This is a genomic window from Shewanella hafniensis, assembly GCF_019655335.1.
Lineage (GTDB): Bacteria > Pseudomonadota > Gammaproteobacteria > Enterobacterales > Shewanellaceae > Shewanella > Shewanella hafniensis.
In genome coordinates, this window is the sequence record NZ_BPFD01000096.1 from 1 (window position 1) to 14,758 (window position 14,758).

General features: G+C 49.1%; 12 protein-coding genes. 9 read left to right on the forward strand and 3 right to left on the reverse strand.

The genetic code is table 11. The features are described from left to right. Positions 1 to 54 precede the first annotated feature (54 nt). The 3 genes from K5Q99_RS19380 to fadI all read right to left on the reverse strand — a co-directional run bounded on the left by K5Q99_RS19380 (position 55) and on the right by fadI (position 4,091). Positions 55 to 255: a hypothetical protein gene (locus tag K5Q99_RS19380; RefSeq protein ID WP_220777843.1), complete on the reverse strand. Its 201-nt coding sequence runs from the start codon at positions 253 to 255 to the stop codon at positions 55 to 57. A gap of 399 nt (positions 256 to 654) precedes the next feature. Then, complete coding sequence (gene fadJ / locus K5Q99_RS19385) at positions 655 to 2,775, reverse strand: fatty acid oxidation complex subunit alpha FadJ (protein ID WP_220777844.1); 2,121 nt, start codon at positions 2,773 to 2,775, stop codon at positions 655 to 657. Positions 2,776 to 2,780: 5 nt separating this feature from the next. Beyond that, positions 2,781 to 4,091: an acetyl-CoA C-acyltransferase FadI gene (gene fadI / locus K5Q99_RS19390; protein ID WP_220777845.1), complete on the reverse strand. Its 1,311-nt coding sequence runs from the start codon at positions 4,089 to 4,091 to the stop codon at positions 2,781 to 2,783. A gap of 262 nt (positions 4,092 to 4,353) precedes the next feature. Here fadI and K5Q99_RS19395 point away from each other — a divergent pair, with 262 nt between their 5' ends. The 9 genes from K5Q99_RS19395 (at position 4,354) to putP (ending at position 14,677) form a co-directional block, all read left to right on the forward strand. After that, a complete protein-coding gene (locus tag K5Q99_RS19395) occupies positions 4,354 to 5,310 on the forward strand; it encodes an AAA family ATPase (protein ID WP_006082248.1) in 957 nt (318 codons plus the stop codon). Between the two features lie 24 nt (positions 5,311 to 5,334). Further along, positions 5,335 to 6,288, forward strand: a complete 954-nt coding sequence (locus K5Q99_RS19400) for a DUF58 domain-containing protein (protein WP_071939576.1) — start codon at positions 5,335 to 5,337, stop codon at positions 6,286 to 6,288. A gap of 2 nt (positions 6,289 to 6,290) precedes the next feature. Next, positions 6,291 to 6,947, forward strand: coding sequence for a DUF4381 domain-containing protein (locus K5Q99_RS19405; RefSeq protein WP_220777846.1), 657 nt, complete (start codon positions 6,291 to 6,293; stop codon positions 6,945 to 6,947). Further along, entirely contained in the window at positions 6,941 to 7,960 is a 1,020-nt protein-coding gene (locus K5Q99_RS19410) for a vWA domain-containing protein (protein WP_220777847.1), read from the forward strand. Before K5Q99_RS19405 ends, K5Q99_RS19410 begins: the two co-directional genes overlap by 7 nt. Continuing rightward, positions 7,960 to 10,047: a vWA domain-containing protein gene (locus K5Q99_RS19415; RefSeq protein WP_220777848.1), complete on the forward strand. Its 2,088-nt coding sequence runs from the start codon at positions 7,960 to 7,962 to the stop codon at positions 10,045 to 10,047. The genes K5Q99_RS19410 and K5Q99_RS19415 overlap by 1 nt, the downstream gene beginning before the upstream one ends. After that, positions 10,041 to 11,735, forward strand: a complete 1,695-nt coding sequence (locus tag K5Q99_RS19420) for a BatD family protein (RefSeq protein WP_220777849.1) — start codon at positions 10,041 to 10,043, stop codon at positions 11,733 to 11,735. Before K5Q99_RS19415 ends, K5Q99_RS19420 begins: the two co-directional genes overlap by 7 nt. A gap of 72 nt (positions 11,736 to 11,807) precedes the next feature. After that, positions 11,808 to 12,371 carry a sigma-70 family RNA polymerase sigma factor gene (locus tag K5Q99_RS19425; RefSeq protein ID WP_006085483.1) on the forward strand — a complete coding sequence of 188 codons (564 nt, stop codon included), beginning with the start codon at positions 11,808 to 11,810 and terminating at the stop codon, positions 12,369 to 12,371. Next, positions 12,364 to 13,068 (forward strand): DUF3379 domain-containing protein, encoded by a 705-nt coding sequence (locus K5Q99_RS19430; protein ID WP_006085484.1) that lies wholly within the window; start codon positions 12,364 to 12,366, stop codon positions 13,066 to 13,068. The genes K5Q99_RS19425 and K5Q99_RS19430 overlap by 8 nt, the downstream gene beginning before the upstream one ends. A 157-nt stretch (positions 13,069 to 13,225) precedes the next feature. After that, on the forward strand, positions 13,226 to 14,677 hold the full coding sequence (putP, locus tag K5Q99_RS19435) for a sodium/proline symporter PutP (RefSeq protein ID WP_011847196.1): 1,452 nt from the start codon (positions 13,226 to 13,228) through the stop codon (positions 14,675 to 14,677). Positions 14,678 to 14,758: the final 81 nt, after the last annotated feature.

Sequence of the window (14,758 nt, forward strand, 5' to 3'; positions counted from 1 at the left end):
AGTTTTATATGAATATGAAAAGTGTGAAAAGATAGGACATAACATATTGATAGATTAGCTATTTAATATTCCTTCTTCACTACAACGGATTTTCCTCAAAGCTAAATGGCGGTGTGTCGTAAAGAGCGGATAAGCCAAAGGCCCGAGCACAAAACCCAGTAATGCCCAATGCGTAACAGAAAGGCCTGCGGTAAATGCAGCTAAGCCGAAGTACCAAGCCGAGAGTAATGCGATAAAGATAACCAGCAAAGCCACAAATCACCTCTTTGAAAACAACTAAAAATCATAAATGTAGAGAAACTAATTCCGCATCAAAATGCGGATACGACTCGCTTAATTTTGCTGATTGATGCACATGTTAAATACGCCGTTTTAACAGCAGGATAAATGTACTCCGCACAGTGCAGAAACGAGTAGTGCTCATTCATTGCTACGCTCTCAGCAGTGAGCACTGAGCACTCACAGTACAGAAAACTGAGCACGGCTCTCTAGATCAAGCGCTCGGATTATACAAGATCCACATCTAAGTTATGAACATTTTTTAGGCAAAAACATGCCTTGTGGCAATAAAAAAAGCGGCAATAGCCTGCCGCTTTTTTGTTCAACCTTGATTGGCGAAGACCTAGATTAACTATGACTTAGATTCACTGAAACTTAGAAAAAGTGCGCGTTTTCTTTAGCCATGGTTTTTAAGCGCTCACAAGGTTCGAATCTGTTACCGAATTGACTTTGATAACCTTCAAGAATTCGCACTAAGTTTGCAGCGCCTAGAGTGTCAATATAATGGAATGGGCCACCGAGGAATGGCGGGAAGCCAATACCGAAAATGGCGCCAATATCACCATCTCTTGGTGATGCGATAATACCATCATCTAAACAACGCACCGCTTCGTTGAGCATTTGTACGACACAACGCTCGGCAACCGCTTTTGCGTCTTTATTGGTGCCTGGCTTAATACCTAACACGCCATAAACACTCTCATCGACAGCTTTAGCTTTCTTGCTCGATGCGCCGTATTGATAGAAACCTTTACCATTTTTACGGCCTTTACGATCGTCACTCAAAAGCTTGTCAAAAGCCGCTGGCGCTTTAAAACGTTCACCCAATTCTTTTTCGAGGATTGGTGAAATCTTAGCGCCCACGTCGATACCCACTTCGTCGAGTAAAGTAATAGGGCCCACAGGGAAACCAAACTTAACCAGCGCTTTATCAAGATGTTCAACACTTTGGCCTTCAAGTAATAATTGCGCGGCCTCGTTCATGTAGAGTGCAAGAATACGGTTCACGTAGAAACCCGCGCCGTCTTGCACCACTATCGGTGTTTTACCTTGCTTACGGGCAAATGCGACCGTGGTCGCAATGGTTTCTGGTGACGTTTTAGCATGGGCAATCACTTCCACCAGCGGCATTTTTTCTACTGGTGAGAAATAATGCAGACCAATCACGTTCTCTGGACGTGTCGCCGCCTCGGCGATTTGGCTAATAGGCAAAGATGAGGTGTTTGACGCAAAAATAGTGTGCTCACCACACTCACGCTCAATGTCTTTCACCATTTGATGCTTAAGCGCTAAGTCTTCAAATACCGCTTCCACAACGATGTCGGCATCTTTAACGCCTTTATATTCAGTCGTTGTGGTCATCAGTGCCATTAGGTTGTCACGGGCAGCAGGCGTCATATGACGGCGCTTAACCCCTTTATCCAACAGCTTGTAGGCGTAAGCTAATGCATTGCTTAAACCTTTTTCGCTGATGTCTTTGACACGAACGGGGATTTTGGCCTTGGTCGTTGTGACAGATGCGATACCACCGCCCATTAAACCGCCACCTAAGATCACCGCTTTTTTCACTTTACGCGGGCTCGCACCTTCAGCGCCAGTTTCTTTCTTCATTTCTGTGGTCGCGAAGAAAATACTGCGCAGCGCTTCAGATTCTTTCGATACCACTAATTCGGCAAAATGACTGGCTTCGACTTCTAAACCCTTTTGCATGCCCTTAGCAATTCCTTGACGCACGCAGTCAATGATCTTGGCAGGCGCAGGATAATTACCTTGGGTTTTCTTTTCGACCTGCTTAGTCGCTTGATCGAAAATAATGTTACGGCCGAAACTCGTGCCTTCAAGCACTTGATTAACGAGTGACTTTTTAACAGGCTTCGGAACTCGTTTACCCGCAAGCGCCATCTCAACTGCGGTTTGTAACAGAATCGTCTGCGGCACAACATCATTCACTAAGCCCATTTTTAAGGCTTGTTTAGGGCGAATTTGTTTACCGGTCAACATCATATCTAAGGCTGTGGTAATGCCGACTAAACGTGGCAAACGTTGAGTCCCGCCGCCGCCTGGCAATAAGCCAAGTTGAACTTCCGGAACGCCGAGCATAGTCTTGCCATCATCGCTACATACCCTTTGATGACAGGCTAAGGCTAACTCTAAACCACCGCCTAAACAGGCGCCATGGATTGCCGCAACCACAGGAATCGTTAAGGCTTCTAGCTCATTGAAAACTACATGACCTTGCTGGGATAAGGCTTTGGCATCGCTCGCCGTTTTACAAGCATCGAGCATAGAAATATCTGCGCCCGCAACAAAAGAATCTTTTTTGCCTGAGATCAGCACTAAACCGCGAATGCTCGAATCACTTTTGATCTCGGCCAGAATCTCACTGATTTCAGGGCCAAACTGCGCTTTTAGGGTGTTCATGCTTTCGCCAGGAACATCCATAGTCAGGATGGCAATGCCGTCGTCGCGGCGGGTTAAATTAAAGGTCTTTTCCATGCCGACTACTCCACTTCTAGTATCATTGCCACACCCAAACCACCAGCCGCACAGGCTGTTGTTAGGCCAGTTCCACCACCACGGCGCTTAAGCTCGCGACACACCTGCGTGATCAAACGGGTTCCCGTTGCAGCAAAAGGATGACCATAGGCAAGCGAGCCGCCGAGCACGTTAAACTTGCTCATGTCGATTTCACCAATGGCGCGGTTACAACCGAGTTTTTCTTCGGCAAATTTTTTCGAAGCAAACATCTGCATATTCGCTAATGTCTGCGCCGCAAAGGCTTCGTGCATTTCAATCAGAGTAAGATCTTCTAGCTCCATTCCAGCACGTTTCAGCGCCAGTGGCGTCGCGTAAGAGGGCCCCATCAGCATGTCTTGCCACACATCAATGGCGCTAAAAGCATAGCTCTTAATGTAACCAATTGGTTGATAACCTAAGGCTTTCGCTCGACCTTCGCTCATCAGGATAATCGCTGACGCACCGTCAGTCAGTGGCGTACTGTTTGCCGCCGTCACAGTTCCATGCTGTTTATCGAATGCAGGACGCAACTTAGCGTATGACTCCAGTACCGAGTTTTCGCGGATATTGTTATCGCGATCGATAAACTGTTTATACGGTGGCACATGGGCAACCATCACTTCGTCACGAAGATGGCCCGAAGCCCAAGTTTCACTCGCTAAGGTGTGCGAGCGGTGCGCTAAAGCATCTTGATCGGCGCGGCTAATATTGTAGGTTTTTGCCATCTGCTCAGCGGTTTGTCCCATAGACAAGCCCGTTGAGTACTCGGCAACCGCAGGCGGTACAGGTAATAAATCTTTAATGCCTAAACGACGGAAAATTTGTAGTTTTTGCCCAAAGCTACGGGCTTTATTCAGATCGACTAACGCATGGGCTAATTTTTTCGACACGCCGATAGGCAAGACAGAAGAAGAGTCGGCGCCGCCCGCAATACCGATTTCGATATTGCCCGTCATGATAGATTCGGCCACGTTGACGGCAGATTGAAAGCTAGTCGCACAGGCGCGAGTGACACTATAGGCATCGGTCGACACATTCATGCCAGTACCGAGTACGATTTCACGGGCGATGTTAGGTGCAGCGGGCATTTGCACCACTTGTCCATAGACCAGCTGCTCAATCAGCTTAGGGTCCAGTTCAGAGCGCGCCAATAATTCATTGACCACCATTTTGCCCATATCGAGCGCCGATACACCGTGAAATGCCGTGGCTTGTTTTGCAAATGGCGTTCTTAAACCCGCTACAATTGCGATACGCTCGCCCTTGGCGTTCGTAACCTGTTGTCTATCACTCATTTGTCACCCTCTTTATGTGCGCAATCGCTGAGAGATTTCAGGCGGCGCTAGCTATTTCCGTGTTTGACCCATTGTTTTACGGCGAAAAACGCCCAATAACAGGTCTGACCATTAAAGTGTGATCTGATTCTAACTTCTTGTCAGCAAGTTTTAAACACCTGTTTGTTTTTTTAACACTAGCCAAACCCTAAGGGAATTCTTTACCATATCCGTTGTCTACAGCCCACACACGCATTTTCAACATAATAAAACGAGTAGCATCATGCCTTTGAGTCGCTTCCATGCATTACGCACTTACCTAAATAAGGTTGTTTTAGGGCAGCCAGTATTGACCGAAAATCTGCTCATTGCCTTAATTGCCAATGGCCACTTATTAGTTGAAGGTCCACCGGGACTGGCCAAGACCCGTGCGGTGAAAGCCTTATGTGACGGGGTTGAGGGCGATTTCCACCGCATTCAATTTACCCCAGATCTGCTGCCTGCCGATTTAACCGGCACAGATATTTATCGCTCGCAAACCGGCACCTTCGAATTTGAAGCCGGACCGATTTTCCACAATTTGATCTTGGCGGACGAAATTAACCGCGCCCCCGCCAAAGTACAATCGGCCTTATTAGAAGCCATGGCCGAAGGTCAAGTCACAGTTGGTAAGCACAGTTATAAGCTGCCACCGCTGTTTTTAGTGATGGCAACCCAAAATCCATTAGAAAACGAAGGCACTTATCCCCTGCCCGAAGCACAGCTGGACCGTTTTTTAATGCACTTGAATCTTGATTACCCGAGCGGCGAGACTGAAATCGAAATTCTGCGCCAATCCCGTAAAGAAGCACTCACCCACGAATTGCCGACCACTGAGCCGATTGCACAAGCGGATGTGTTTGCCGCCCGTGACGAAGCCATGGAAATCTATCTCGCCGAGCCACTCGAAAAATACATAGTCGAAATCGTTATGGCGACCCGCGAGCCTTTGCGTTACAGCGAAGACTTAGCGAAATGGCTTGAGTACGGTGTCAGCCCACGCGCCACTATTTCGTTAGAACGCTGTGCCCGCGCCCGCGCTTGGCTGCACGAGCGAGATTTTGTTTCACCGGAAGACATTCAAGCCGTTGCACCAAATGTGTTAAGACACAGATTATTACTCAGCTACCAGGCACAAGCCGAAGGCGTCAGCCGCGATCAGGTGATCAATCACATCTTGAGTCAAGTAGCAGTACCTTAACGGTGAAGATAAAGGTGAAATAAGATGAGTGACACTGCGCGACTCTCAGCCTCGGCCGATGGCTTGCCGCTGTTTGCCGATGGCTTGCATTTAACCGAGCAAGAGCTGCTGGCGTGCCAAAATATCGCCCGCGCTATGCCTGAGCGTTACAGCCGTGCCCGCGCTAATTTAGCGGGCCATCGCAGCAGCTTAATCAAAGGCCGCGGGATGGAGTTTGCCGAGGTGCGCCACTATCAACAGGGCGACGATGTGCGCACCATTGATTGGCGCGTGACCGCTCGCACGGGCAAAACCCACACTAAGTTATTTGTCGAAGAACGCGAGCGCCCTATTCTGTTGTTAATCGACTTAAGCCAAAGTCTCTATTTTGGCTCAAGTTTATTGCTGCAATCGGTGCAAGCAGGACACCTTGCGACCACCTTAGGTTGGAATGCCATTAACCATGGCGATCGGCTCGGCGCCTTAATCGCGTGCGAGTCTGAGCATCTAGAGCTTAAACCCCGCAGCCGTCGTCAGGGCATATTGCAATTGATCTCGGGCCTGCGCCGTGTACATGAGAATCAACTCAATCATGTTGGCAGTGGCCAGCGCGATCCTGATCATATTCTGCGCGCTTGTCAGCGATTACAACGTATCGCCAAACCCGGCTCCTTGGTTTGGATAGTGACCGATGGCAATCATTTTAGCCCCCAATGTATCGCGCCATTAACCGAGCTTAAACGTCATTGCGATGTGGGCGCCTACCTGATTACCGATCCCCTGCGCCAAGGGACACTGCCGTTACCGCACAACTTTAGTTTGCCGGTACGTGATGGGAATGAGGACTTAGTGCTCACCCGCCACAGTTATCAGGCATGGCTCGACATTCAGCTACGTCAGCAAAGGGACTTTATCGCCATGATGCAGCAACTGCGCGTGCGCACCCAGCTCATCGATGCGGGTGCTCCCCTAGCCCATCAATTGGAATTATTGCGTTAACTATGGATCCAGCAACAGTGAATTCAGAAATAGTGACACCAGTGATAGCAAATCCACAGGCTGCAGTCCCTATGGCTACAGCGCCAAACCCAGCGCTGGCGGATCTGCAGGATATCATTCATCCCGATCCAATCGGCGCTTGGCCTTGGGCAATCGGTTATTGGTTGGTCCTCGCGCTCGTGATTGCTCTCATCACACTCTTAGTTATCTGGCGAAGAAAACGCGCCCGTGACTTCGCGCCGAAAAAAGCCGCAAAGCAGTTACTCAATCAGCTTGATAGACAAGCGCCGTCCTATGTCTCTGACGTTAATAGCCTATTAAAGCGAACCGCCATGAGTTACCTCAGCAGAGATGCAATAGCCTCCTTAGATGGTGAAGCTTGGGCGACTTGGCTAGACAGCTATTTACCCGCGCCAAAACGCCAACGTATTGGCGCCTTGTTGGCCAAACGTCATCAACCAACGCCGTTGACCTTAGCTGAAGCCAATGAGTTACATGAACTCGCACAAGCTTGGTTGGCATCGAAAGCAACACTGAGTGCGCCTGAGCAGACTCTTGTTCAAACTAAGGGCTACGTTCAAGCTAGTGGCGACGCTCAAGCTAAAAGCCAAGCGCCAATCCAGCCAGCTGACACCAAACAACCGGAGGCACAATGTTAACAATTGCATGGCCTTGGCTATTGATATTACTGCCTTTACCTTTGATTTTTTGGCGCCAACAAACCGTACAAGTGGATGGTGGCCGGCTACAACTCCCCGGAATAAGCCAAACAGGCAAACAAAGCTTAGCGGCTAACACGCGCCAGAGTCGCAAACGCTACTGGCTGATGTGGTGCCTGCTAGTGCTCGCTATTGCTCGTCCGCAATGGCTTGGCGAACCGATCGAACTGCCGAGCCAAGGCCGCGATCTGATGATGGCGGTGGATTTATCCGGCAGTATGCAGATTGAAGACATGGTGGTAAATGGCAAAACCGTCGACCGTTTCACCTTAATCCAACACGTCGTCAGTGACTTTATCGAGCGCCGCAAAGGCGACCGTATCGGTTTAATTCTCTTTGCCGATCACGCCTATTTGCAGGCGCCGCTCACCCAAGATAGACGTTCAGTGGCCCAATTTTTAAAAGAAGCGCAAATCGGCTTAGTCGGTAAACAAACCGCCATAGGTGAAGCCATAGGGCTGGCGGTAAAACGCTTTGATAAAATGGACGAGAGTAACAGAGTGTTGATTTTATTGACCGACGGCTCTAACAACGCGGGCAATATTGAGCCAGAGCAGGCGGCACAAATTGCCGCTAATCGTAAAGTTACCATTTACACTGTCGGTGTCGGTGCCGATGTGATGGAGCGCCGCACACTCTTTGGCCGCGAGCGGGTTAATCCTTCGATGGATCTGGATGAGAACCAGCTTAAGCATATCGCCGAAGTCACCCACGGCCGTTATTTTCGCGCCCGTAACAGCCAAGAGCTCGACCAGATTTACCAAGAAATCGATAAACTCGAACCTGTAAGTCGCGATCAGTTAAGCTATCGTCCGCAGGCAGATTTGTTCTATTGGCCGCTGGCACTGGCGTTACTGACGAGCCTGTGGATTGCCTTAGGTCAATTGCCGCTGTTTGCAGCGCGCCGCGTTAAACCCTCTGTCGCAACCACTTCACAGGGGAACATTAAATAATGAGCCTACATTTTATTCGCCCCGAATGGCTACTCGCCCTGCTGCCACTGGCTCTAGTGTTGTTGAGTTTATGGCGACAACACGAGAGCCACAGCGCGTGGAATCGGTATATTGCGCCGCACTTAGCCAAAATATTGGTCACCCAAGGCAGCAAGAAATCCCGCCGTCCGTTGCATTTATTAGCTTTCACTTGGCTGATTGCGACTTTTGCGCTCGCAGGGCCCGCCGTAAATAAACAGTCCTTACCTGTGTTTGCCGCCGAGCAAGGCCGCGTACTCGTGATGGACATGTCTGTGTCTATGTTCGCTACCGATCTGGCGCCGAACCGTTTAACCCAAGCTAAATTTAGGGCTACGGATCTCCTGCGTAATCTTAAAGAAGGTGAAACAGGTTTAGTCGCCTTTGCCGGCGATGCCTTTACTATCAGCCCGTTAACGCGCGATACCGGCACGCTACTCAATTTATTGCCGACCTTAAGCCCTGAAATCATGCCCGTTCGTGGCTCAAACTTAGCGGCAGGTTTAACCCAAGCTAAAACGCTACTGGCTCAGGGTGGGCATATTCGCGGTGATATTATCGTGATGACAGATGGCATAACTGCTGCCCAATTTGATGACGCTAACTCGGCATTAAGTGGCACGCAATATCGTCTTGCCGTCGTCGCTTTTGGTACCAGCCAAGGCGCGCCAATTCGTCTACCCGACGGACAATTGCAGCGCGACAGTAGCAACGAGGTCGTTGTGGCCAGCACTGACTTTGGCTTGCTGCAAAAACTAGCAGCGGATAACAAAGGCGTGTTGATCCAAAATCGTACCGACGGCAATGATCTGGCCCAATTACAACATTGGTTAAGTGATACGGGCGATGCCAAAGCCACAGATCTTGACGGTGAAACCTGGCAGGATCTCGGCCCTTATCTCGCCCTGCTATTACTGCTGCCCGCCCTTTTCAGCTTTAGGCAAGGAATCGTGGCAAGCGTTGGATTTGCCACTCTCATTAGCGGTTTACTGCTCGCGGCCGCGCCTCAGCCTGCCCATGCCAGTGTGTGGGACAATGCCTGGGACAATGTGTGGAAAACGCCAGATCAGCAAGCGATGCAGGCCTATCAATCCCAAGATTATGCCAACGCCGCTAAGCAGTTTGAGTCACCCCAGTGGCGTGGCAGCGCCCAATATAAGGCCGGTGATTATGAGCAAGCGCTGAAAACCTTCGAGCAAGATAGCTCAGCCCAAGGCCTCTACAATCAAGGCAATGCGTTGATGCAACTCGGTAAACCCGATAAGGCTAAGGAGCGCTATCAAGCCGCACTTGAAAAACAAGCCGATTTCCCAGCGGCGAAGGCCAACCTTGAACTGGCTGAAAAGCAATTGAAACAACAGCAAAAGCAGCAAGGTAAAAACGATCAACAGGATAAGAACCAAGATCAACAAGGCGATCAGCAGTCCGGTGATTCCAATTCAGGTGACCAACAATCCGGTAATCAGCAGTCGCAGGATAAACAGCAATCAGACCAAGATAGCGCTCAGAAAGATAAGCAAGATCAAGCGGGACAAGAGTCTCAGGATCAACAGGACAATGCCAATCCTGTGCAAAGTTCTGATCAAAGCTCTGAGCAGCAAAAAGCGGATGAGCAACAGTCTGAGCAGGATAAGCAAAATGGCAATGCTCAGGAAAAGCAGGATGAAGCTCAGCAAGATCCCGTGAAAGATAAAGCGCAACAGGATCAACAAGCCAAGCAGCAAAATGCCGAGCAGGATGCAAAGGACAATTCACCTGTAGATAATGAAGCTAAGATGCAAGCGCAGGCTAACGCCGATGCCGAGGAGCAAAAATCCGCTGAGCAAGCAAAGCAAAGCGTTGGCGCCAAAGAAGCTCCAGAGCAAAATGCGCAAGATAAACAAGAAGCTGCTATGAGTGAATCGGTCGAAGCGCCGCCCACCAATAGCGAACCGCTTCCCGCAGAAATGCAGCGAGCACTGAGGGGCGTGAGTGAAGACCCCCAAGTGTTACTTCACAATAAAATGCAGTTGGAATATCAAAAACGCCGTCAAAATGGCCAAATATCAAAGGATAACGAACAGTGGTGATCAGACAATTTTTTATCCTGCTACTCCTTGCCATAGGAGTGGCCCATCCCGCCTTTGCACTCAGCAAAATTGAGGCATCGGTCGATCGTAATCCTGTGATGGAGGGCGAATACTTTGTGCTCAACATCAGCGTCGATGATGAAATCGATACCGGCAAGCTAGACACATCCGCCCTGCTGAAAGACTTTATTGTTGGCCGCACCAGCGTGAGTCGTAGCACACAGATCATGAACTTCGATGCGGTCAAAGAGACTCGCTGGCAAGTGTTGCTCGCGCCAAAACAAAAAGGCCAGTTAACCATTCCAGCCTTTACTATTGATGGCATCAGCTCGGCGCCGATCCCACTCAAAGTGGTCGAAACGGGCAGCCAGCCCGCGCAAATGAACAACCTATTCATCGATGCTAAAGTGTCAACTGACGAAGCCTATGTCGGGCAGCTCATTACCTACAAGGTAAAACTCTATCTGGCGGTAGAATTACAAAGGGGCGTATTGAGCGCACCAGTAATCGAAGGCGCGCAGATCAAACAAATCGGCGAAGATAAGGATGGCTCAGAGATAGTCGATGGCCGTCGTTACCGCGTGATTGAACGCACCTATGGCATCATTCCCGACTTACCCGGCCAAGTGAACATCAAAGGCGCAACCTTTGCAGGCGATGTGTTAGTCGAATCCCAACGACGCGGCGGCATGTTTGGCTTTAATGAAAGCCGCCCCATGCAAGCGGGCGCGCCCTCACTCACGGTTCAAGTGAATCCTGCACCGACAAGTTTCCAAGGCCAATGGCTGGTTGCCGATTTAGTGGTGCTAAAAGAAAACTTCCCTGAGGATATTAAAGAATTTACCGTCGGTAGCCCTATTACTCGCACTATGACTTTATTGGCTTCCAATGCCGATGAAAATAGCCTGCCAGATATAGTGCAAACCCTGCCTAATGAACTGAAGTCATACCCAGAAAAACCTCAGCGACAAACCTTTGTGCGCGATGCGCAAATTGTCTCCCAGTACAGTATTACGTCGGCAATCGTTCCCAGCAAAGCGGGGACTTTCACCCTGCCCGAAGTCAAAGTGCCTTGGTGGAATCCGCACCTTAAACGTCAAGAAACCGCGACGCTCCCCGCACGCACCATAGTGGTAACAGGCGGTGCAGTCACAGACGCGCCCGCCCAAGCCGCTTGGCAAGCAAATTCAGCGGCCGATAACAATGACTCCTGGATGATTAAGGTGTTTGCTGCGCTATGGCTGATCACTCTCGTCGCTTGGATCATCACTTTAATCGCTTGGCGCCGCGCTTTAAAAAAACCATCGGCCGCCCCGACTGCCCTTAACGCTTCAATGAGTTCAGCACAATCAGTAAATGTTGCGGGCTTACAGGGATTGGAACAAGCCTGTGCCAGTGGCGATGTGAGCCGCATTATGTTGCAGTTACAGCGCTACTTCAGCGAGTTACAGCAAGTGCCTATGACACTCGATAAGATTGCCGAGCAGTCACCGCAACTCGCACAGGCGATACAGCAACTGCAAATTGCCGCCTATAGTGCGAAGGCCGATGCCAACAGCCATACTGACAGTGCAAATACTAACAAGCTGACCGCCGAGTGCGCCGCGTTGCTTAACGCGGTTAAGGCCTGTGAGCATAAACATTCAAACCCAAAATCGGCGCCATTAAGCCCACTGAATCCTAAGTAAATTATGGGGTTAATGACAAAGAAGCGAGCTCAACTATGCTAAACATTCAGCCAACAAGCCGAAAAAATAAAAATGTTTGCTAACTGGCGTAAGAAATCCGTCGAGCCCGCGGTCTCTTCTGACATGCTAAGTAAACAACGACGATACAACAGCCTAGTCAAGGCGCTACATGCTGACATCTTCCGCTACGCCTACTGGTTATGCGGCGATAAACACGTGGCTGAAGACATTACCCAAGAAACCTTCTTGCGGGCGTGGCGCTCTTTGGATTCCCTCAAGGATGATAAAGCGGCGAAGGCATGGCTGATCACGATTCTTAGGCGTGAGAATGCACGGCGTTTCGAGCGTAAACAGTTCGATTATTCCGACGTTGAGCAAGATACCTTAGAGGACAATATCTCCAATAGCAGTGAAGAGCAGACCGAGCAATATCTGATCCGTCGGCAAATTGGCAAGCTGGATATCGAATACCGCGAGCCACTCTTACTGCAACTGATTGGTGGCTTTAGCGGCGATGAAATTGCCGAGCTGATGGAGCTCAATCGCAACACCGTAATGACGCGTTTATTTCGGGCGAGGAGCCAATTGAAAGAATTACTTGAGAAGAATGATGTGAGAGGTCAATCCAATGGATGAGCTTAAATTTAGACGTCAAGCTTATGAAGATCCTCATAATCAAGATGCTGATTTTCTGGCGCAAATTAATGCTAAGCCAGAAAACCAAGCCTTAATCAATGAGCTCAAAAACCTTGATGCCAAACTGACAAATGCATTGAAAGTAGAGGTGGCGGACGATCTCGCCGATAAACTGATTTTGCGTCAGCAGTTACAACAACACCATAAACACCGCCGTCAGACGGGCTTTTTAGTGGCGATGGCGGCCTCGGTGGCATTTGTGGTGGGGATCAGTTTTAGTCTATTGCGTTTAGGGCCAATCGATTTAGCCGAACATGCACTGGCCCATGTCTACCATGAAGGTGTTGCTTTACAGGTGGATCAAAACGTCAACTTTAATCAGGTCAATGCGCAGCTCGCGTCGATGAAAGACTTTGGCAATGCCAAGTTCACCCAACAACCGGGCAAAGTGTATTACACCTCCTATTGCGATTTTCAAGGGGTGAAAAGCCTGCACTTAGTGCTACAGGGCGAGCAAAGCAAGGTCACACTCTTTATCGTGCCACTCGAAAAACGTATGGTGTTAGACAAAACCTTCGCCGATGGCAAATACCAAGGAATGGGCTTTGAAACACCCGATGCGTTTATTTTACTTATAGGTGAAGATAAAGCAGACCTTAGCTATGTAAAAGACGAAATCAAGAACACCTTCATCTAACCCCATCTTATCTCGGCTATTTTTAAATTAACCTCCGATATTTTCACGCGATCGGAGGTTAGATTTTAATCACACTTCTATCTGCTAATGGGCGATTGTTCAAACATCTGGTAGCATGCTTGCCACTTTTAATAATAACAAGATGGGAAAAGGCAAGATGACGATTGAAACCCCGATTTTAATCACATTTGTTGGTTACTTAGTATTGATGATGGGCATAGGTTTTTGGGCTTACCGTGCTACCGATACTGTTGATGATTATATTTTAGGTGGCCGCAAAATGGGCCCCGCGGTGACCGCACTCAGTGTGGGTGCATCCGATATGTCAGGTTGGCTGTTACTGGGTTTACCCGGCGCAGTTTACTTAGGCGGCTTAGGTGAAGCTTGGATTGGCATAGGGTTAATTTTTGGCGCTTGGCTAAACTGGCTATTTGTCGCCAGACGACTGCGTATTTACACTCAACTCGCCGATAACGCCCTCACCTTACCGGATTTCTTCGAGAAACGTTTCCACGATACCCAGGGCTATCTCAAGCTCGTCTCCGCAATCACTATTTTAGTGTTTTTCACTTTCTATGCTTCCTCAGGCATGGTCGGTGGCGCGATTCTATTTGAAAAAGTCTTTGGTCTCGATTACACAGTGGCGCTGGTGATTGGCTCAGCCATCATAGTCGGTTACACCTTTATTGGTGGCTTCTTTGCGGTGTGTTGGACAGACTTCTTTCAAGGCTGTTTGATGCTTGTCGCCCTCTTAATCGTCCCCTTTGCCGTTTTCTCTCACCCTGAAAGCCACGCCGGAATTGAAACTATCGATCCTGCGATGTTAGCCTTGGTCAGCGACAAAACCACAGTGATAGGCATGTTGTCTTTACTCGCATGGGGTCTTGGCTATTTTGGTCAGCCGCATATTTTGTCGCGCTTTATGGCGATAGGCAGTGCCGATGCCCTGCCCTTATCGCGCCGTATTGCCATGAGCTGGATGGTCTTATCTTTAATTGGCGCTTTAGCCACAGGTATTGCCGGTTCTCTGTATTTCGCTAACGCCCCACTAGCGAATTCAGAAACGGTATTTATTCATTTAGCCCAAGCCGCGTTTAACCCTTGGATTGGTGGTCTACTTATCGCGGCCATTTTGTCGGCCATCATGAGCACTATCGATTCACAGTTGCTAGTGTGCTCAAGCGTGATCACTGAAGATTTCTACCGTAAATGGTTACGCCCACAAGCGGATGATCGCGAGTTGATGATGGTCGGTCGCATGGGCGTGCTGGCGATTGCCGTGATCGCAGGCATCATTGCCCTTAATCCTGAAAGCAGTGTATTAAGCCTTGTGAGTTATGCATGGGCTGGCTTTGGTGCGGCCTTTGGTCCTGTGGTCTTGTTATCGCTATTTTGGAAGCAATACAGCCGTAATGGTGCCATAGCTACTATTATTGTCGGCGCATTAACGGTCGTGATTTGGAAGCAACTCACAGGGGGGATTTTCGAGTTATACGAAATCCTCCCAGGATTTGTATTCGCCACATTCGCCGGTATTTTGGTGAGCAAATTGTCTGCACCGAGTGAAAATGTAACAACAGAGTTCGAACAATTTAAGTCTGCACTCTAGTTTAGACACGCTTGTATAACTTAAAAAGCGCACACTTGTGCGCTTTTTACATTTTGTATCCTTTTAAATACTCAACACATA

Bases quoted from the DNA above. Each gene is read 5' to 3' on its own strand.
- fadJ (WP_220777844.1), bottom strand. From the start codon at position 2,775: ATGGAAAAGACCTTTAATTTAACCCGCCGCGACGACGGCATTGCCATC.
- fadI (WP_220777845.1), bottom strand. From the start codon at position 4,091: ATGAGTGATAGACAACAGGTTACGAACGCCAAGGGCGAGCGTATCGCA.
- K5Q99_RS19395 (WP_006082248.1), top strand. From the start codon at position 4,354: ATGCCTTTGAGTCGCTTCCATGCATTACGCACTTACCTAAATAAGGTT.
- K5Q99_RS19400 (WP_071939576.1), top strand. From the start codon at position 5,335: ATGAGTGACACTGCGCGACTCTCAGCCTCGGCCGATGGCTTGCCGCTG.
- K5Q99_RS19405 (WP_220777846.1), top strand. From the start codon at position 6,291: ATGGATCCAGCAACAGTGAATTCAGAAATAGTGACACCAGTGATAGCA.
- K5Q99_RS19410 (WP_220777847.1), top strand. From the start codon at position 6,941: ATGTTAACAATTGCATGGCCTTGGCTATTGATATTACTGCCTTTACCT.
- K5Q99_RS19415 (WP_220777848.1), top strand. From the start codon at position 7,960: ATGAGCCTACATTTTATTCGCCCCGAATGGCTACTCGCCCTGCTGCCA.
- K5Q99_RS19425 (WP_006085483.1), top strand. From the start codon at position 11,808: ATGTTTGCTAACTGGCGTAAGAAATCCGTCGAGCCCGCGGTCTCTTCT.
- K5Q99_RS19430 (WP_006085484.1), top strand. From the start codon at position 12,364: ATGGATGAGCTTAAATTTAGACGTCAAGCTTATGAAGATCCTCATAAT.
- putP (WP_011847196.1), top strand. From the start codon at position 13,226: ATGACGATTGAAACCCCGATTTTAATCACATTTGTTGGTTACTTAGTA.